Genomic DNA, 17,935 nt, shown 5'->3' with positions numbered 1-17,935 from the left:
CAGGGTACCCAGTACTGTGCGGTGCACAGCGAAGTGGCGCGACGGAGGGGGCTGAAAAGTGGCCGATCGATGGCGCACGAAGTCGGTCGAGCAATCGATCGCCGACACCGACGAGCCGACCACCCGGCTCCGCAAGGACCTCACCTGGCTGGACCTGGTGGTCTTCGGTGTCTCGGTGGTGATCGGCGCGGGCATTTTCACCGTCACCGCGTCCACCACCGGCGACATCACCGGGCCGGCCATCTGGATCTCGTTTCTGATCGCCGCGGGCACCTGTGCGCTGGCGGCGCTGTGCTACGCGGAATTCGCCTCCACGCTGCCGGTGGCCGGCAGCGCCTACACCTTCTCCTACGCCACCTTCGGCGAGTTCCTGGCCTGGATCATCGGCTGGAATCTGGTCCTGGAACTGGCCATCGGTGCCGCCGTGGTGGCCAAGGGCTGGTCCAGCTATCTCGGTACCGTGTTCGGTTTCGGCGGCGGCACGGCGCATCTGGGCGCGGTCAACCTGGACTGGGGGGCGCTGCTCATCGTCACGCTGGTCGCCACGTTATGTGCGCTGGGCACCAAGCTGTCGTCACGGTTTTCCGCGGTGGTCACCGCCATCAAGGTGTCAGTGGTGATCCTGGTCGTCGTCGTCGGTGCCTTCTACATCAGGGCCGAGAACTACACGCCGTTCATCCCCAAGCCCGAAGCCGAACACCAGGGCGGGGGAGGCCTCGACCAGTCCGTGTTGTCCCTGCTGACCGGGGCCGGGGGCAGCAATTACGGCTGGTACGGCGTGCTGGCGGGGGCCTCGATCGTGTTCTTCGCGTTCATCGGATTCGACATCGTGGCGACCATGGCCGAAGAGACCAAGAACCCGCAACGCGACGTGCCGCGCGGCATCCTGGCCTCACTCGGGGTGGTCACCGTCCTCTACGTCGCGGTGGCGGTGGTGCTGTCGGGGATGGTGTCCTACACCGAGCTGCGCAGCAGGCCGGGCGGGCACCAGGCCAACCTGGCCACCGCGTTCAAGGCGAACGGAATCGACTGGGCCAGCGGCATCATTTCCATCGGCGCGCTGGCCGGTCTGACCACGGTGGTGATGGTGCTGATGCTCGGGCAGTGCCGGGTGCTGTTCGCGATGGCGCGCGACGGCCTGTTGCCCCGTGGACTGGCCAAGACCGGTTCGCGCGGCACCCCGGTGCGGATCACCGTGCTGGTCGCGGTGGCGATCGCCGCCACCGCGTCGGTGTTCCCGATCACCAAGCTCGAAGAGATGGTGAACGTCGGCACGCTGTTCGCGTTCGTCCTGGTCTCCGCCGGCGTCATCGTGCTGCGCCGGACGCGTCCGGACCTCGAGCGCGGCTTCAAAGCCCCCTGGGTCCCATTGCTTCCGATCGCCTCGGTGCTTGCGTGCCTGTGGCTGATGCTCAACCTCACCGCCCTGACCTGGGTCCGGTTCGGCGTCTGGCTGCTGATCGGTATCGCGATCTACGTCGGCTACGGCCGCCGGCACTCGGTGCAGGGTCAGCGGGCGGACACGAGCAAGGATGCCGCCGTCGAGTAGACATAACCTGCACATTTGAATACCTGGTTTACAAAACTACGCTCTGTGTCTAGACACGAGACGGAAACCTCGGTATTGTCCAACCTCAAGTGGTGAGACTCACACAAGGAGGTTTGGCGTATGACCACACAAATCAGTCCCGACAACGCGGGCGTCGCCGCATCCGAGTGGCGCGACAAGAAGCGCTACCTATGGCTGATGGGCCTGATCGCCCCGACGGCGCTCTTCGTGATGCTGCCGATCATCTGGGGCATCAACCAGCTCGGCTGGCACACCGCAGCGCAAGTTCCGCTGTGGGTGGGCCCGATCCTGGTCTACATCCTGTTGCCGCTGCTGGACCTGCGCTTCGGGCCGGACGGGCAGAACCCGCCGGACGAGGTGATGGAGCGGCTGGAGAACGACAAGTACTACCGCTACTGCACCTACATCTACATCCCGTTCCAGTACGCCAGCGTGATCCTGGGCGCCTACCTGTTCACCGCGTCCAACCTGAGCTGGCTCGGCTTCCCCGCCGGCGGCGGACTGGGCTGGCTGGGCAAGATCGGTCTGGCCCTCTCAGTCGGCGTGCTCGGCGGCGTCGGCATCAACACCGCGCACGAGATGGGGCACAAGAAGGACTCCCTGGAACGCTGGCTATCCAAGATCACCCTGGCGCAGACCTGCTACGGCCACTTCTACATCGAGCACAACCGCGGCCACCACGTGCGCGTCTCCACTCCCGAGGACCCCGCGTCGGCCCGGTTCGGCGAGACCTTCTGGGAATTCCTGCCGCGCAGTGTCATCGGCAGCGCACGCTCCTCGGTCCACCTCGAGGCACAGCGCATCCGCCGGTTGGGCCGCAGCCCGTGGGACCCCCGCACCTACCTCACCAACGACGTGCTGAACGCGTGGGCGATGTCAGCGGTGCTGTGGGGCGTGCTGATCGCCGTCTTCGGTGTGGGCCTGATCCCGTTCGTGATCATCCAGGCGGTATTCGGCTTCAGCCTGCTCGAGGCGGTCAACTACCTCGAGCACTACGGGCTGCTGCGTGAGAAGAAGGCGAACGGGCGCTACGAGCGCTGCGCCCCGGTGCACAGCTGGAACTCCGACCACATCGTCACCAACCTGTTCCTGTACCACCTGCAGCGGCACAGCGACCACCACGCCAACCCGACCCGGCGTTACCAGACGCTGCGCAGCATGGAAGGTGCGCCGAACCTGCCCAGCGGCTACGCGTCGATGATCTCGCTGACCTACTTGCCGCCGCTGTGGCGCAAGGTGATGGACCACCGGGTGCTCGAGCACTACGACGGCGACATCACCCGGGTGAACCTGCAGCCGCGGCTGCGGGAGAAGCTGCTGGCCAAGTACGCCGCCCCGAAGGAGATCGCGGCATGACGGCTTCCACCAGCTACAGGTGTCCCGTCTGTGACTACACCTACGACGAGACCAAAGGCGATGCCCGAGAAGGTTTTCCAGCCGGTACCGGCTGGGACCAGATCCCCGATGACTGGTGTTGTCCGGACTGCGCCGTCCGCGAGAAGCCCGATTTCGAACCCGTCCAGAAAGGTTAGGAGCACACCACCATGAACGACTACAAGCTGTACCAGTGCGTGCAATGCGGTTTCGAGTACGACGAGGCGCTGGGCTGGCCGGAAGACGGCATCGAGCCCGGCACCCGGTGGGACGACATCCCCGAGGACTGGAGCTGCCCGGACTGCGGCGCCGCCAAGTCCGACTTCGTGATGGTCGAGGTGGCGCGGTCGTGATCGGCACCAACATCGCCACGAAAACAGATATCGTCGCGCCTGTGAAGCGGATTCCGTACGCCGAAGCGTCGCGAGCCCTACTGCGTGATTCGGTGCTGGACGCGATGCGGGATCTTCTGCTCACCCGCGACTGGTCCGCCATCACGCTCTCGGATGTGGCCCGGGCCGCCGGCATCAGCCGGCAGACCATCTACAACGAGTTCGGTTCGCGTCAGGGCCTGGCGCAGGGTTACGCCCTGCGGCTGGCCGACCGCCTGGTCGACACCGTGAAGTCCGCGCTTGACGCCAACATCGGCAAGATCTACGAGTCGTTCCTGCAGGGGTTCCGCTCGTTCTTCGCCGAGACGGCCGCCGACCCGCTGGTGATCTCGCTGTTGACCGGGGTCGCCAAGCCCGACCTGCTGCAACTCATCACCACCGACAGCGCGCCCATCATCACCCGGGCGTCCGAGCGGCTGGCGACGGCGTTCACCCAGACCTGGTTGGCCACCAGCGACGACGACGCCAATGTCCTGTCCCGGGCGATCGTGCGGTTGTGCCTGAGTTACGTGTCCATGCCGCCCGAGGCCGACCATGACGTCGCCGCGGATCTGGCCAGGTTGATGACACCATTCGCGGAGCGTCACGGCGTCAACTTCGAATCCTGACGGTCCTCTGACCTTCGGCTCCGTTCAGGGGTTTACCACCGGGCGGCTACAGTGGCTAGAGCTCATATGCAATGAGTTCCAGGCCTGCGTAGCCGCCCGGCTTCCCCGTTAGACCCGCAGAAGGATGAAACACGCAATGACGACGCTCGAAAATTCGCTGACCGCCGACGTTCTCAATGGCATCGATTTCAAGGTTGCCGACCTGTCGCTCGCGGATTTCGGCCGCAAGGAACTCCGCATCGCCGAGCACGAGATGCCCGGCCTGATGTCCCTGCGGCGTGAGTACGCCGAGGTCCAGCCGCTGAAGGGCGCCCGTATCTCGGGCTCGCTGCACATGACCGTGCAGACCGCGGTGCTGATCGAGACGCTGACCAGCCTGGGCGCCGAAGTGCGCTGGGCGTCGTGCAACATCTTCTCCACCCAGGACCACGCCGCGGCCGCCGTTGTGGTGGGCCCGCACGGCACTCCCGAAGAGCCCAAGGGCGTGCCGGTGTTCGCGTGGAAGGGCGAGACGCTCGAGGAGTACTGGTGGGCCGCCGAGCAGATGCTCACCTGGCCGGACCCGGACAAGCCCGCCAACATGATCCTGGACGACGGCGGTGACGCCACGATGCTGGTGTTGCGCGGCATGCAGTACGAGAAGGCCGGCGTGGTGCCGCCCGCCGAGGACGACGACCCGGCCGAGTGGAAGGTCTTCCTGAACCTGCTGCGCGCCCGCTTCGAGACCGACAAGGGCAAGTGGACCAAGATCGCCGAGTCGGTCAAGGGCGTCACCGAGGAGACCACCACCGGCGTGCTGCGGCTGTACCAGTTCGCCGCCGCGGGGGACCTGGCCTTCCCGGCGATCAACGTCAACGACTCGGTCACCAAGTCCAAATTCGACAACAAGTACGGCACCCGGCACTCGCTGATCGACGGCATCAACCGCGGCACCGACGCGCTGATCGGCGGCAAGAACGTGCTGATCTGCGGCTACGGTGACGTCGGCAAGGGCTGCGCGGAGGCCGCCAAGGGCCAGGGTGCGCGCGTCAGCGTCACCGAGATCGACCCGATCAACGCGCTGCAGGCCCTGATGGAGGGCTTCGACGTGGTCACGGTCGAGGAGGCCATCGGCAACGCCGACATCGTCGTCACCGCGACCGGCAACAAGGACATCATCTCGCTCGACCACATGAAGGCGATGAAGGACCACGCCATCCTGGGCAACATCGGGCACTTCGACAACGAGATCGACATCGCCGCGCTGGAGCGCTCGGGTGCCACCCGGACCAACATCAAGCCGCAGGTCGACCTGTGGACCTTCGGCGAGACCGGCCGCTCGATCATCGTGCTGTCCGAGGGCCGCCTGCTGAACCTGGGCAACGCCACCGGACACCCGTCGTTCGTGATGAGCAACAGCTTCGCCAACCAGACGATCGCCCAGATCGAGCTGTGGACCAAGAACGACGAGTACGACAACGAGGTGTACCGGCTGCCCAAGCACCTCGACGAGAAGGTGGCCCGCATCCACGTCGAGGCCCTTGGCGGCAAGCTGACCAAGCTGAGCAAGGACCAGGCCGAGTACCTCGGTGTCGACGTCGAGGGCCCGTACAAGCCGGACCACTACCGCTACTGATTTTCCTTCGCCGAGCAGACGCAGAATCGCACCAGCGAGCACTTTCCAGTGCGAATCTGCGTCTGCTCGCGCCACCACCGATAGGCTCGCGCGGTGCTGATCGCGATCGAAGGCGTCGACGGTTCGGGCAAGCGCACGCTGACCGACGGGTTGCGGGCGGCGCTGCAAGCCGGTGGCAAGTCCGTCGCCACGCTGGCCTTCCCGCGCTACGGGCACTCGATCACGGCCGACCTCGCCGCCGAGGCACTGCGCGGCCGGCATGGCGACCTGGCCGAGTCGGTCTATGCGATGGCGACGCTGTTCGCGCTCGATCGCGCCGCGGCGATCGCCGAGATCGAGCGACTGACCGGCGAGCACGACGTGGTGATTTTGGACCGCTACGTGGCGTCCAACGCCGCCTACAGCGCCGCGCGCCTGCACCAGGACGCCACCGGCGATGCGGTCACGTGGGTGCGCGAGCTCGAATACGAGCGGCTCGCGCTCCCGGCGCCGGACTTCCAGATCCTGCTCGCGGTGTCGGCCGAGCTGGCCGGCCAGCGAGCCCGCAGCCGCGCCGAGAGCGACCCGGGCCGGGCGCGCGACAGCTACGAACGCGACGACGGGCTGCAGCGGCGCACCGGTGCGGTGTACGCCGAACTGGCCGCGGCGCACTGGGGCGGGCGGTGGCTCGTCGTCGACGCCGACGTCAATCCGGGCGGGTTGGCGGCCACTTTGACGGCCGATTAGCACAATTTCGCCCCGATTCGCCCAGATTTGGGCCGATCGGACAAGAAACGCCCGTGTGGTGCGACAGTTTTGTCCTGATCTGGTGACACCATGGAGTCCATGAGGCAAAGGATTTTGGTCGTCGACGACGACGCTTCGCTGGCCGAGATGCTCACCATCGTGTTGCGTGGGGAGGGTTTCGACACCGCGGTCATCGGCGACGGTACTCAGGCCCTGACCGCGGTACGCGAGTTGCGGCCCGATCTGGTCCTGTTGGACCTGATGCTGCCCGGCATGAACGGCATCGACGTGTGCCGGGTGCTGCGGGCCGATTCGGGTGTGCCGATCGTCATGCTGACGGCCAAGACCGACACCGTGGACGTGGTGCTCGGCCTGGAATCCGGCGCGGACGACTACATCATGAAGCCGTTCAAGCCCAAGGAGCTGGTCGCGCGGGTGCGGGCGAGGCTGCGCCGCAACGATGACGAGCCTGCCGAGCTGCTCTCCATCGCCGACGTCGACATCGACGTGCCGGCGCACAAGGTGACGCGCAACGGTGAGCAGATCTCGCTGACACCGCTGGAATTCGACTTGTTGGTCGCGTTGGCGCGCAAACCGCGCCAGGTGTTTACTCGTGATGTGCTGCTCGAACAGGTGTGGGGATACCGGCACCCGGCGGATACCCGCCTGGTGAACGTGCACGTCCAGCGCCTGCGCGCGAAGGTCGAGAAGGATCCTGAGAACCCGACCGTGGTTCTGACCGTTCGAGGAGTGGGATACAAGGCCGGACCTCCGTGATCCCCCCGGCCGATGATGCAAAGCGGCGCCGGCGTTGATATGGGGATCGCGGCGACGTAGTCGAGGTCGGTGGGGGCGCTCGGGCCCCATGGCACGCGGCATGAGCGCGTTGAGTCGTGCCGTGGCCGTGGTCTGGCGGCGTTCACTGCAACTGCGAGTCGTGGCCCTGACCCTTGGCCTCTCCCTGGCGGTGATCCTGGCGCTGGGCTTCGTGCTGACCAGCCAGGTCACCAATCGCGTGCTCGACGTCAAGGTCAAGGCGGCGATCGACCAGATCGAGCGGGCGCGCAGCACGGTGAGCGGGATCGTCAACGGCGAGGAGACCCGCTCGCTGGACAGCAGCCTGCAGCTGGCCCGCAACACGCTGACGTCCAAAACCGATCCCGCCTCCGGCGCCGGGCTGGCCGGCTCGTTCGACGCGGTGCTGATGGTGCCCGGCGACGGGCCCCGCGCCGCCTCGACCGCAGGTCCCGTCGACCAGGTGCCCAACGCCCTGCGCGGCTTCGTAAAAGCGGGGCAGGCCGCCTACCAGTACGCCACCGTGCACACCGAGGGGTTTTCTGGGCCGGCGCTGATCGTGGGCACACCGACGTCCTCGCGGGTGGCCAACCTGGAGCTGTACCTGATCTTCCCGTTGGTCAACGAGCAGACCACCATCACGCTGGTGCGCAGCACCATGGCCACCGGGGGAGTTGTGCTGCTGGTGCTGCTCGCCGGCATCGCCCTGTTGGTATCCCGGCAGGTGGTGAACCCGGTGCGTTCGGCGTCCCGGATCGCCGAGCGCTTCGCCGAGGGCCACCTGTCCGAACGGATGCCGGTGCGTGGTGAGGACGACATGGCCCGGCTGGCGGTGTCGTTCAACGACATGGCCGAGAGCCTGTCCCGCCAGATCACCCAGCTGGAGGAGTTCGGCAACCTGCAGCGCCGCTTCACTTCCGACGTCAGCCACGAGCTGCGGACGCCGTTGACCACCGTGCGCATGGCTGCCGACCTGATCTATGACCACAGCGCCGACCTCGACCCGGCGCTGCGGCGCTCCACCGAATTGATGGTCAACGAGCTGGACCGCTTCGAGACCCTGCTCAACGACCTGTTGGAGATTTCCCGGCACGACGCCGGCGTGGCCGAGCTCTCGGTCGAGGCGGTCGACCTGCGCACCACCGTCAACAACGCGCTGGTCAACGTCGGCCACCTGGCGGAGGAAGCCGGCATCGAGTTGCTGGTGGACATGCCTACCGACGAGGTGATCGCCGAGGTGGACGCCCGCCGGGTGGAGCGGATCCTGCGCAACCTGATCGCCAACGCGATCGACCACGCCGAGCACAAACCGGTCCGGATCCGGATGGGCGCCGATGTGGACACGGTCGCGGTCACCGTTCGTGACTACGGCGTCGGCCTGCGGCCCGGCGAGGAGAAGCTGGTGTTCAGCCGGTTCTGGCGCTCGGACCCGTCCCGGGTGCGCCGCTCCGGCGGCACGGGTCTGGGGCTGGCGATCAGCATCGAGGACGCCCGCCTGCACCAGGGCAGGCTGGAAGCCTGGGGCGAGCCCGGCCAGGGAGCGTGTTTCCGGCTGACGCTGCCGCTGGTCCGCGGCCACAAGGTCACCACCAGTCCGCTGCCCATGAAACCGATACCCCAGCCGCCCCCGCAGCAGCCGAACGGGCAGCCCGCCGCGCCGGAGCACACGGCCGAGCAGCAGCGGCTTCGCGAGCACGCCGAGTGGGGCGGGTAGATGCGCAGGCTGCTGATGCTTTTGATGACGGCTGTGCTGCTGGCCGGTTGCGCGAGCGTGCCCAGCTCGTCGGCGCCGCAGGCGATCGGCACCGTCGAGCGGCCGGCGCCGTCGAACCTGCCCAAACCCACCCCGGGCATGGACCCCGACGTGCTGCTGCGCGAATTCCTCAAGGCCACCGCCGACCCGGCCAACCGGCACCTGGCCGCGCGCCAGTTCCTCACCCAGTCGGCCTCCAATTCCTGGGACGACGCCGGTAGCGCGTTGCTGATCGACCACGTGGTATTCGTCGAAACCCGTGATGCAGAACGGGTTTCGGCCAACATGCGGGCGGACATCCTGGGTTCGCTGTCCGACGTGGGCGTCTTCGAGACCGCGGAAGGCCAGCTGCCGGATCCCGGCCCGATCGAGTTGGTCAAGACCTCGGGCGGCTGGCGCATCGACCGGCTGCCCAACGGGGTGTTCCTGGACTGGCAGCAGTTCCAGGCGACCTACAAGCGCAACACGCTGTACTTCGCCGACCCCACCGGCAAGACGGTGGTGCCCGATCCGCGTTACGTGGCGGTGTCCGACCACGACCAGCTGGCCACCGAACTGATCTCCAAACTGCTGGCCGGGCCGCGCCCGGAGATGGCGCACACGGTGCGCAACCTGCTCGCGCCACCGCTGCGGCTGCGTGGACCGGTCACCCGGGCCGACGGCGGCAAGAGCGGCGTCGGGAAGGGCTACGGCGGCGCCCGCGTCGAACTGGAGAAGCTGGCCACCACCGACCCGCACAGCAGGGCGCTGCTCGCCGCGCAGATCATCTGGACCCTGGCCCGCGCCGACATTCGCGGCCCCTACGTGATCAACGCCGACGGCGCCCCGCTGGACGACCGATTTGCCCAGGGCTGGAACACATCTGACGTCGCCGCCACCGACCCGGGCGTCGCCGACGGAGCCGGCGCCGGCCTGCACGCCCTGGTGGGCGGGTCGCTGGTGGCGCTGAACGGGCAGCACATCGACACCGTGCCGGGAGCTTTCGGGCACATGGGCGACCAGACCGGGGCGGCCCTGTCCCGCAGCGGGCGGCAGGTGGCCTCGGTGGTCACGCTGCGGCGCGGCGCCCCAGACATGGCAGCGTCGCTGTGGATCGGCGATCTCGGCGGCGAAGCGGTCCAGTCCGCCGACGGCCACAACCTGTCCCGGCCCAGCTGGTCGCTGGACGACGCGGTCTGGGTGGTCGTCGACGCCAACAACGTGCTGCGCGCCATCCAGGAGCCCGCGTCGGGTCAGCCGGCGCGCATCCCCGTCGACTCCACGGCTGTGTCCAGTCGCTTCCCCGGGCCGATCACCGACCTGCAGCTGTCGCGGGACGGGACACGGGCGGCGATGGTGATCGGGGGACAGGTCATCCTGGCCGGCGTCGAGCAGACCCAGGCCGGCCAGTTCGCGCTCACCTATCCGCGCCGGCTCGGCTTCGGCCTGGGCACCTCGGTGGTGTCGCTGTATTGGCGGACCGGGGACGACATCGTGGTGACGCGCAACGACGCCACCCACCCGGTGTCCTATGTGAACCTCGACGGGGTGAACTCCGACGCCCCCAGCCGCGGATTGCAGATCCCGTTGTTCGCCATCGCCGCAAACCCGTCCACGGTGTACGTGGCGGGCCCGCAGGGGGTACTCATGTATTCGGCGTCGGCGGCCGAAAACCAGCAGGGCTGGTCGGAGGTCGCGGGCTTGATGATCGGTGGGGCGGCGCCGGTTCTGCCGGGATGATTGGCGTTACGTAGGAGGCGCTTTTCCGATGTCGCCGAAGGTTCCGTTCTTGCGCTGGGATGACCCGTTCCGCGCGCTGGACGCGCTGGCCTCGTTGTGGTCGGCTACCGGCCTGCCGTCGGTCAGCGCGGCCACCACCCAAGCGGCGACCGTGCCCTACCGGACATTGTTCGCGACGTTGCAGCAGCTGCTCGTAGGCAAGGACGTCACGGTGCGCATCGGTGAGCACGACGTGCGGCTTACCGTCACCGAGCTGGAATCGGAGCTGGACCCGCAGGGATTGGCCGTCGGACAGCTCGGTGAGGTCCGGGTCGCCACCCGCGACATCAGCTGGGGCGACAACGATTCCGGGCAACGGCTGCAGAGCGCGGTTGCCGTGCTGCGCAACGTCCACATCCGGCCCGGCGTCCCGCCGCTGGTGGTGGCCGCCCCCGCCGAGTTGTCCACCGAGTTGCCGAAAGAGGTCTTCGACGGCGTGCTGGAACAGGCGGCGCCACATTTGCGCAGTGAGCTGGGCCAGGACGGGACCACACGGCTGCGCTGGGCGCGCCGGCCGGGGTGGGGCGGCCTGGAGGTCGACGCCGAGGTGACGGGAACGACGTTGTGGCTGCGCCCGCGGGCATTGGTCACCGGGCAGCGCCGCTGGAAGCTGCCGGTACGCACCCCGGCGTACGAGGTCCCGCTGCCCGAGTTGCCACACGGGCTGATGATCACCGGGGTGGAGATGGCGGAGGACTCGCTGCGGGTGTCCGGCCTGCTTCCCGAGTGGCGCATGGAGCTGCCGATGCGGGCGCTGGAAGACCTGATCACGCGGTTGAGCCAGGGGGCGCTCAGCTTCAGCTGGCCGTCGCTGCTGTGGCGGTCGGACTGACCGGCGGCCGATGTTTGCTGTGTAGCCTCGTCCGGCTACCTGAGCACGGCCGGCCCGCTACGACGACACCCGGCCCCGTTCGGTCAAAAGCCTTGCCTAAATCACCATTTGGGAAAGCCGCGATCACGACCCGGCGGGGGCGCGGTATCGGTTCGGCATCCAACAAATCGGTGGTCTAGGCAAGGATTCGACGCGCCGATACGGTTCCGCATTGTCGAATGACTGCGGGGGCGATGGGGAAGACGAACGGAGTTGGCGTTGCCAATCAAGAATCGATTCTGCGTAGCGGTTGCTGCCGGCGCGGGGTTGTGTGGTGCGGCTCTGGCCTTCAGCCCGGGCGCGGGGGCAACCCCGTTCCCGACCGGCGGAGCGAGCTGCATTGAGCAGCAGGCCGGGTTGGGTGCGGCTGCACCGGTGGTGCTGCCCGGTCCGGTAGCCGGCGCCGTGCCGCTGGCGCCGATCGTGCCGCCCGTGCCGGTCGTGCCGCCGCTGGCGGGGCCACCGCCCGTGCCGGTCGTGCCGCCGGTGCCGGTGGTGCCGCCGGTGGTGCCTGCGGGTGCCGGCGCGGCGCTGCCCGCCGACGTTGTCCCGGGTGCTCCGCTGACCACCATGGCGGGGACGGGCAAGGGCGCACCGAGCACGGTAGCGCCGGCGCCCGCGCCGGTGGTGGTGCCCGGTCCGGCAGCACCCGCCGCGGCCGAAGTGCCGCCGCCCGCGCCCATTCCGGCGTTCCTGGCCGGTATGACGACGGCGCTGCCAACCTGTGGGGCGGCCCTGGCTCCGGCGCAGTAGCGCTGCGTCTCATGAGGGCGGCCGCTCAGGGTTGAGGGTCGACGGTTGCACCGGTTTCGGGTCCGCTTCCTTGTCGCTGCGGATCGTGGCGACGCCTTCCTCGACGATCACCGGGTCGCCGATGTGGACGGTGTCGTAGTACCACTCGGCGTCGGTGGGGGTAAGGCTGATACAGCCGTGGCTGACGTTGTCGACCCCCATCGACGGCACCGCCCAGGGCGCGGAATGCACGTACAGACCGCGGTTGGTGATTCGGACGGCGTACTCCACGTTGAGCCGGTAACCGTCGGGGTCGTTGACGGGGATGCCGACACTGCTCGAATCCATCATCACCGAACGGTCTTTGGCGAGCACGGTGTAGGTGCCGACCGGCGTCGCGAACTCCGGTCTGCCCATGCTGGCCGGCAGCACCCCGGTCTCGCCGAAGTGCGAACGGTGATGCGGTGCGGGTAGTGACGGCGGCGATTCCGGGTCGGCGCCGTCGATGCTCACGGTGAAGGTGTGGTTGGCGATGTTGGCGACGCCGACGACCTTGGGACCCGTTTTGAAGTCGGTACGCAGGCCGCCCACCGACAGCGCGATCGTGCTGTGCGCCGGCCAGTACCTGTCTGGGACCCACTGCACGACGTTGTCCTCGATCCACTCGAACCGGCCCGTCATCTCGGGCACCGACGTCACCGCGATGGCGCGTTCCACCGCGGCGCGATTGACCACCCGATTGTGGAAGGTCACCACCACCGGATGCGCGACGCCGACCACCGCGCCGCGCCCCGGCGCGATCGATGCGATGTCGAAATAACCCCGCGACGCGCTCGTCATCGTCACGCCGGTGGGCCCGGCCAACACCGTCGCAGCGATACCGATCACCACAAGAACCGACCGCATTGCCGCCCGCATCGCTTTTTTCAACACCTTTCAAATAGCAGATTGCCGTCGATCGTAGGGCCGGCGCGACGTGCGAATATGCAAGCGACAGTGAGCGTTTCGGTCAGGGTTCGGTTACAGGTTGGTCACTGGTGAAATCGGTGTGTCACCCAGGTCCGGCACACTGGCACCGTGCTTGACCTGGTCCTTCCACTGCAGTGCGCGGGGTGCGGCGCACCGGCGACCCCATGGTGTGGGTCCTGTGCGCGAGAGCTCGCGGTCAAGGCCGACGAGCCGCATGTGGTGTGTCCGCGGGTCGACCCGCAGGTGCCGGTGTTCGCCCTGGGCCGCTATACCGGGGCCCGCCGCCAGGCGTTGCTGGCCGTCAAGGAACGGGGCCGCGCGGACCTCGTCGCGCCGCTGGCCCGGCATTTGGCCCTCGGCATCCATCGGCTGCTGGTTTGGGGCATGGTCGACACGCCTCTGACGGTGGTGCCGGCGCCGACGCGGCGTTCGGCGGCGCGCCGACGCGGTGGTGACCCGGTCGCGCGGATGACGCGGCTGGCGGTCGCCGGGCACCCGGACATCGCCGTCGCGGCCGCGCTGCGCATCAGGGCGTTCGCGCGCGACTCGGTGGGCCTGGGCACCGCGGCCCGGGAACGCAACATCACCGGGCGGGTGCTGCTGCGCGGGCCTCGGCCGAGCACCGAGGTCCTGATCGTCGACGACATCGTCACCACCGGCGCCACGGCGCGCGAATCGGTGCGGGTGCTGCGCGCCGTGGGAGTGCCGGTGGCGGCGGTGCTGACGATCGCCAGCGCCTGAAGAAAATCAGCAATCCGCAAGAGAACGTGAAGAACTCGCAACAGGTCCGCGAATGGGGTGGCACGCTTGGGCGAACTCGGGCTAACGTCGACATCAGAATCAACGACTCACTGTCGCGAAATGCCAGGTTGATCAGCACCCCGGAGTAGGAGGTGAGAATTCGATTTCTTGCTCCGGCGGGCAGCCTGCGGCGGCGAACATCTCTCGATGTGTCTTAACCGCTTACACCCTCGTCGGCGCGTATCCGAATAACCGGCACGCAGGGCGCGTGTGACGTGAAGAGAGAAACGAGTTGTCACGAATGTCAAGGCTTACCGTGGATTCCGAACAAGTTCTGGACCAGACGCCGGCGGCTGACGACGGCCAAACGGAACCGATGGCTAACGCCGAAATCGTGTTCAAGGGCCGCAACGTCGAAATCCCCGACCACTACCGCATCTACGTTTCACAGAAGCTCGCACGCTTGGAGCGGTTCGACCGAACCATTTATCTGTTCGACGTCGAACTCGACCACGAGCGCAACCGTCGCCAACGCAAATCCTGTCAGCGCGTCGAGATCACCGCGCGCGGTCGCGGGCCGGTCGTGCGCGGCGAGGCCTGCGCCGACAGCTTCTACGCCGCGCTGGAATCCGCCGTCAGCAAGCTGGAGAACCGGCTGCGGCGCACCAAGGATCGTCGCAAGGTGCACTACGGAGACAAGACGCCTGTGTCGCTGGCCGAGGCCACGGCCGTGGTGCCCGGCGACAACCCCTTCGACAGCCAGCCGGCCGAACCGCACGACCACTACGGCGAGGTGCCAGACCACCAGCCCGGCCGGGTCGTGCGCGTCAAGGAGCACCCCGCCAAGCCGATGTCGGTCGACGACGCCCTCTACGAGATGGAGCTGGTCGGGCACGACTTCTTCATGTTCCTGGACAAGGAGACCGAACGGCCCTCGGTGGTCTACCGCCGGCACGCCTACGACTACGGCTTGATCCGGCTGGCCTGACGATCAGCGGCCTTCGCTCGGTCGTCACCTAGGATGGGGGTCGCCCGAGACTCCTACCCGCGAGGGACATAGCTGTGCTGTCGAAGTTGCTGCGCCTTGGTGAAGGTCGCATGGTCAAGCGCCTCAAGAAGGTGGCCGACTATGTCAACACGTTGTCCGACGACGTTGAAAAACTCACCGACGCGGAGCTGAAGGCCAAGACCGACGAGTTCAAGAAGCGTCTCAACGACGACACGAACCCCGAGACGCTCGAAGACCTGCTGCCCGAGGCGTTCGCGGTGGCCCGCGAGGCCGCCTGGCGCGTGCTGGACCAGCGCCCGTTCGACGTCCAGGTGATGGGGGCGGCCGCCCTTCACCTGGGCAACGTCGCCGAGATGAAGACCGGTGAAGGCAAGACGCTGACCTGCGTGCTGCCCGCCTACCTCAACGCACTGGCCGGCAAGGGCGTCCACGTCGTCACCGTCAACGATTACCTGGCCAAACGCGACAGCGAGTGGATGGGCCGGGTGCACCGCTTCCTGGGCCTGGAGGTCGGCGTCATCCTCGCCCAGATGACGCCCGACGAGCGCCGCGTCGCCTACAACGCCGACATCACCTACGGCACCAACAACGAGTTCGGCTTCGACTACCTGCGCGACAACATGGCCCACTCGCTGGACGACCTGGTGCAGCGCGGCCACAACTTCGCGATCGTCGACGAGGTCGACTCCATCCTGATCGACGAGGCGCGCACCCCGCTGATCATCTCGGGGCCGGCCGACGGCGCCTCCAGCTGGTACACCGAGTTCGCCCGGCTGGCGCCGCTGATGGAGAAGGACGTCCACTACGAGGTCGACCTGCGCAAACGCACCGTCGGCGTGCACGAGAAGGGTGTGGAGTTCGTCGAGGACCAGCTCGGCATCGACAACCTCTACGAGGCCGCCAACTCCCCGCTGGTCAGCTACCTCAACAACGCGCTGAAGGCCAAGGAGCTGTTCAACCGCGACAAGGACTACATCGTCCGCAACGGCGAAGTGCTGATCGTCGACGAGTTCACTGGCCGCGTGCTGATCGGCCGCCGCTACAACGAGGGCATGCACCAGGCCATCGAGGCCAAGGAGCACGTCGAGATCAAGGCCGAGAACCAGACGCTGGCCACCATCACCCTGCAGAATTACTTCCGTCTCTACGACAAGCTGGCCGGCATGACCGGTACCGCCCAGACCGAGGCGGCCGAGCTGCACGAGATCTACAAGCTGGGTGTGGTGCCGATCCCGACCAACAAGCCGATGATCCGGACCGACCAGTCCGACCTGATCTACAAGACCGAAGAGGCCAAATACATCGCGGTGGTCGACGACGTCGTCGAGCGCTACGAGAAGGGCCAGCCGGTGCTGATCGGCACCACCAGCGTGGAGCGCTCGGAGTACCTGTCCCGCCAGTTCACCAAGCGGCGCATCCCGCACAATGTGCTCAACGCCAAGTACCACGAACAAGAGGCCGGCATCATCGCCGAGGCGGGCCGGCGCGGTGGCATCACCGTGGCCACCAACATGGCCGGCCGTGGCACCGACATCGTGCTGGGTGGCAACGTCGACTTTCTCACCGACAAGCGGCTGCGCGAGCGCGGCCTGGACCCGGTGGAGACGCCGGACGAGTACGAGCAGGCCTGGCACGAGGAGCTGCCGAAGGTCAAGGAAGAGGCCGGCGAGGAGGCCGAGGAGGTCATCGAGGCCGGCGGTCTCTACGTGCTGGGCACCGAACGGCACGAGTCGCGCCGCATCGACAACCAGCTGCGCGGCCGGTCCGGCCGCCAGGGCGACCCCGGCGAGTCGCGGTTCTACCTCTCGCTGGGCGACGAGCTCATGCGCCGCTTCAACGGGGCGGCGCTGGAAAGCCTGCTGACCCGGCTGAACCTGCCCGATGACGTGCCGATCGAGGCCAAGATGGTCACCCGGGCCATCAAGAGCGCGCAGACGCAGGTCGAGCAGCAGAACTTCGAGATGCGTAAGAACGTCTTGAAGTACGACGAGGTGATGAACCAGCAGCGCAAGGTCATCTACGCCGAGCGTCGCCGCATCCTCGAGGGTGAGAACCTGCAGCAGCAGGCGAAGGAGATGCTGACCGACGTCATCACCGCCTATGTCAACGGCGCTACCGCCGAGGGCTACGCCGAGGACTGGGACCTCGACGCGCTGTGGACGGCGCTCAAGACGCTGTATCCGGTGGGCATCTCGCACGAGGAGCTCACCCATCGCGACGAGGAGTCCGAGCGCGACGACCTGACCCGCGAAGAGCTGCTCGAGGCGCTGCTCGAGGACGCCGACCGTGCCTATGCGAAACGGGAAGCCGAGCTGGAGGAGATCGCCGGCGAGGGCGCAATGCGGCAGCTCGAGCGCAACGTGCTGCTCAACGTCATCGACCGCAAGTGGCGCGAGCACCTCTACGAGATGGACTACCTCAAGGAGGGCATCGGGCTGCGCGCGATGGCCCAGCGCGACCCGCTGGTGGAGTACCAGCGCGAGGGATACGACATGTTCACCGCCATGCTCGAGGGCATGAAAGAGGAGTCGGTCGGCTTCCTGTTCAACGTCAGCGTGGAAGCGGTCCCGGCCCCGCAGGTCGACCTCGCCCCGGTCGAACCGCCGGAAGGCCTTGCCGAGTTGGGTTCCGCTGAGGCCGGCGACGAAACGGCCGACGAAGCACCGGCGCCCACGCCGGCTCTCAAGGAACCGGTTAGCACGTTGCGCGCCAAGGGAATTGAGAACGAGGCGCCGGCGCTCACCTACAGCGGGCCGTCGGAGGACGGTTCGGCGCAGGTGCAGCGCAACGGTGGTGCGGCGGCCAAGGCCGCAGCGGGGGCCGCCGCCGGTGGCAGTCGACGGGAACGGCGCGCCGCTGCGCGACAGCAGGGCCGCGGCGCCAAGCCGCCGAAATCGGTCAAGAAGCGTTAGACCCGCGAGCAGACGCGAAAGCCCCCGCACGCTCGGCGTGTCGGGGGCTTTCGCGGGTGCGCGCGGGGGCCCAGCCGCGCCAAGTTGTGGGGCGCGGCGCCAGTGGGGGG

The 17,935-nt window shown here is 67.6% G+C and carries 16 protein-coding genes; 15 read left to right on the top strand and 1 reads right to left on the bottom strand.

What is annotated here, in order from left to right:
- Positions 1 to 58 precede the first annotated feature (58 nt).
- The 12 genes from A5645_RS14335 (at position 59) to A5645_RS14285 (ending at position 12,215) form a co-directional block, all read left to right on the top strand.
- Complete coding sequence (locus A5645_RS14335) at positions 59 to 1,549, top strand: APC family permease (protein ID WP_065129977.1); 1,491 nt, start codon at positions 59 to 61, stop codon at positions 1,547 to 1,549.
- Positions 1,550 to 1,669: 120 nt separating this feature from the next.
- Positions 1,670 to 2,926 (top strand): alkane 1-monooxygenase, encoded by a 1,257-nt coding sequence (locus tag A5645_RS14330; protein WP_065033885.1) that lies wholly within the window; start codon positions 1,670 to 1,672, stop codon positions 2,924 to 2,926.
- Complete coding sequence (locus A5645_RS27130; protein WP_081288353.1) at positions 2,923 to 3,102, top strand: rubredoxin; 180 nt, start codon at positions 2,923 to 2,925, stop codon at positions 3,100 to 3,102. The genes A5645_RS14330 and A5645_RS27130 overlap by 4 nt, the downstream gene beginning before the upstream one ends.
- A gap of 12 nt (positions 3,103 to 3,114) precedes the next feature.
- Complete coding sequence (locus A5645_RS14325) at positions 3,115 to 3,297, top strand: rubredoxin (protein WP_036353246.1); 183 nt, start codon at positions 3,115 to 3,117, stop codon at positions 3,295 to 3,297.
- Between the two features lie 41 nt (positions 3,298 to 3,338).
- Entirely contained in the window at positions 3,339 to 3,944 is a 606-nt protein-coding gene (gene alkX / locus A5645_RS14320) for a TetR family transcriptional regulator AlkX (protein ID WP_065033889.1), read from the top strand.
- A gap of 136 nt (positions 3,945 to 4,080) precedes the next feature.
- Positions 4,081 to 5,559, top strand: a complete 1,479-nt coding sequence (ahcY, locus tag A5645_RS14315; protein ID WP_065033886.1) for an adenosylhomocysteinase — start codon at positions 4,081 to 4,083, stop codon at positions 5,557 to 5,559.
- A gap of 93 nt (positions 5,560 to 5,652) precedes the next feature.
- Positions 5,653 to 6,285 (top strand): dTMP kinase, encoded by a 633-nt coding sequence (locus A5645_RS14310; RefSeq protein WP_065129975.1) that lies wholly within the window; start codon positions 5,653 to 5,655, stop codon positions 6,283 to 6,285.
- Between the two features lie 90 nt (positions 6,286 to 6,375).
- A complete protein-coding gene (gene mtrA / locus A5645_RS14305) occupies positions 6,376 to 7,062 on the top strand; it encodes a two-component system response regulator MtrA (RefSeq protein ID WP_036353256.1) in 687 nt (228 codons plus the stop codon).
- Positions 7,063 to 7,096: 34 nt separating this feature from the next.
- Positions 7,097 to 8,794 carry an MtrAB system histidine kinase MtrB gene (mtrB, locus tag A5645_RS14300; protein WP_065129973.1) on the top strand — a complete coding sequence of 566 codons (1,698 nt, stop codon included), beginning with the start codon at positions 7,097 to 7,099 and terminating at the stop codon, positions 8,792 to 8,794.
- Positions 8,795 to 10,552, top strand: a complete 1,758-nt coding sequence (lpqB, locus tag A5645_RS14295; protein ID WP_065129971.1) for an MtrAB system accessory lipoprotein LpqB — start codon at positions 8,795 to 8,797, stop codon at positions 10,550 to 10,552.
- Between the two features lie 28 nt (positions 10,553 to 10,580).
- Positions 10,581 to 11,423, top strand: coding sequence for a hypothetical protein (locus A5645_RS14290; RefSeq protein WP_065129969.1), 843 nt, complete (start codon positions 10,581 to 10,583; stop codon positions 11,421 to 11,423).
- Between the two features lie 258 nt (positions 11,424 to 11,681).
- A complete protein-coding gene (locus tag A5645_RS14285; protein ID WP_231122943.1) occupies positions 11,682 to 12,215 on the top strand; it encodes a hypothetical protein in 534 nt (177 codons plus the stop codon).
- A 9-nt stretch (positions 12,216 to 12,224) separates the two neighbouring features.
- On the opposite strand, the gene A5645_RS14280 is transcribed toward A5645_RS14285, so the two are convergent.
- Positions 12,225 to 13,112 (bottom strand): L,D-transpeptidase, encoded by an 888-nt coding sequence (locus A5645_RS14280; RefSeq protein WP_081288351.1) that lies wholly within the window; start codon positions 13,110 to 13,112, stop codon positions 12,225 to 12,227.
- A 159-nt stretch (positions 13,113 to 13,271) separates the two neighbouring features.
- On the opposite strand from A5645_RS14280, the gene A5645_RS14275 reads away from it, so the two are divergent.
- From A5645_RS14275 to secA, 3 genes are all read left to right on the top strand, one after another.
- Positions 13,272 to 13,904 carry a ComF family protein gene (locus A5645_RS14275; RefSeq protein ID WP_065129967.1) on the top strand — a complete coding sequence of 211 codons (633 nt, stop codon included), beginning with the start codon at positions 13,272 to 13,274 and terminating at the stop codon, positions 13,902 to 13,904.
- A gap of 301 nt (positions 13,905 to 14,205) precedes the next feature.
- Positions 14,206 to 14,892 (top strand): ribosome hibernation-promoting factor, HPF/YfiA family, encoded by a 687-nt coding sequence (hpf, locus tag A5645_RS14270; RefSeq protein WP_065033858.1) that lies wholly within the window; start codon positions 14,206 to 14,208, stop codon positions 14,890 to 14,892.
- Between the two features lie 74 nt (positions 14,893 to 14,966).
- Positions 14,967 to 17,825: a preprotein translocase subunit SecA gene (gene secA / locus A5645_RS14265; protein ID WP_065129966.1), complete on the top strand. Its 2,859-nt coding sequence runs from the start codon at positions 14,967 to 14,969 to the stop codon at positions 17,823 to 17,825.
- Positions 17,826 to 17,935 lie beyond the last annotated feature (110 nt).

The organism is Mycobacterium asiaticum, from assembly GCF_001673635.1.
GTDB lineage: Bacteria > Actinomycetota > Actinomycetes > Mycobacteriales > Mycobacteriaceae > Mycobacterium > Mycobacterium asiaticum_C.
This window is presented reverse-complemented; position numbering and strand designations above follow the sequence as displayed.

Excerpts from the sequence above, each read along its gene's own strand:
- A5645_RS14325 (WP_036353246.1), top strand. The coding sequence starts at position 3,115 with ATGAACGACTACAAGCTGTACCAGTGCGTGCAATGCGGTTTCGAGTAC.
- hpf (WP_065033858.1), top strand. The coding sequence starts at position 14,206 with ATGTCAAGGCTTACCGTGGATTCCGAACAAGTTCTGGACCAGACGCCG.
- A5645_RS27130 (WP_081288353.1), top strand. The coding sequence starts at position 2,923 with ATGACGGCTTCCACCAGCTACAGGTGTCCCGTCTGTGACTACACCTAC.
- mtrA (WP_036353256.1), top strand. The coding sequence starts at position 6,376 with ATGGAGTCCATGAGGCAAAGGATTTTGGTCGTCGACGACGACGCTTCG.
- ahcY (WP_065033886.1), top strand. The coding sequence starts at position 4,081 with ATGACGACGCTCGAAAATTCGCTGACCGCCGACGTTCTCAATGGCATC.
- A5645_RS14330 (WP_065033885.1), top strand. The coding sequence starts at position 1,670 with ATGACCACACAAATCAGTCCCGACAACGCGGGCGTCGCCGCATCCGAG.
- A5645_RS14290 (WP_065129969.1), top strand. The coding sequence starts at position 10,581 with ATGTCGCCGAAGGTTCCGTTCTTGCGCTGGGATGACCCGTTCCGCGCG.
- A5645_RS14280 (WP_081288351.1), bottom strand. The coding sequence starts at position 13,112 with ATGCGGGCGGCAATGCGGTCGGTTCTTGTGGTGATCGGTATCGCTGCG.
- lpqB (WP_065129971.1), top strand. The coding sequence starts at position 8,795 with ATGCGCAGGCTGCTGATGCTTTTGATGACGGCTGTGCTGCTGGCCGGT.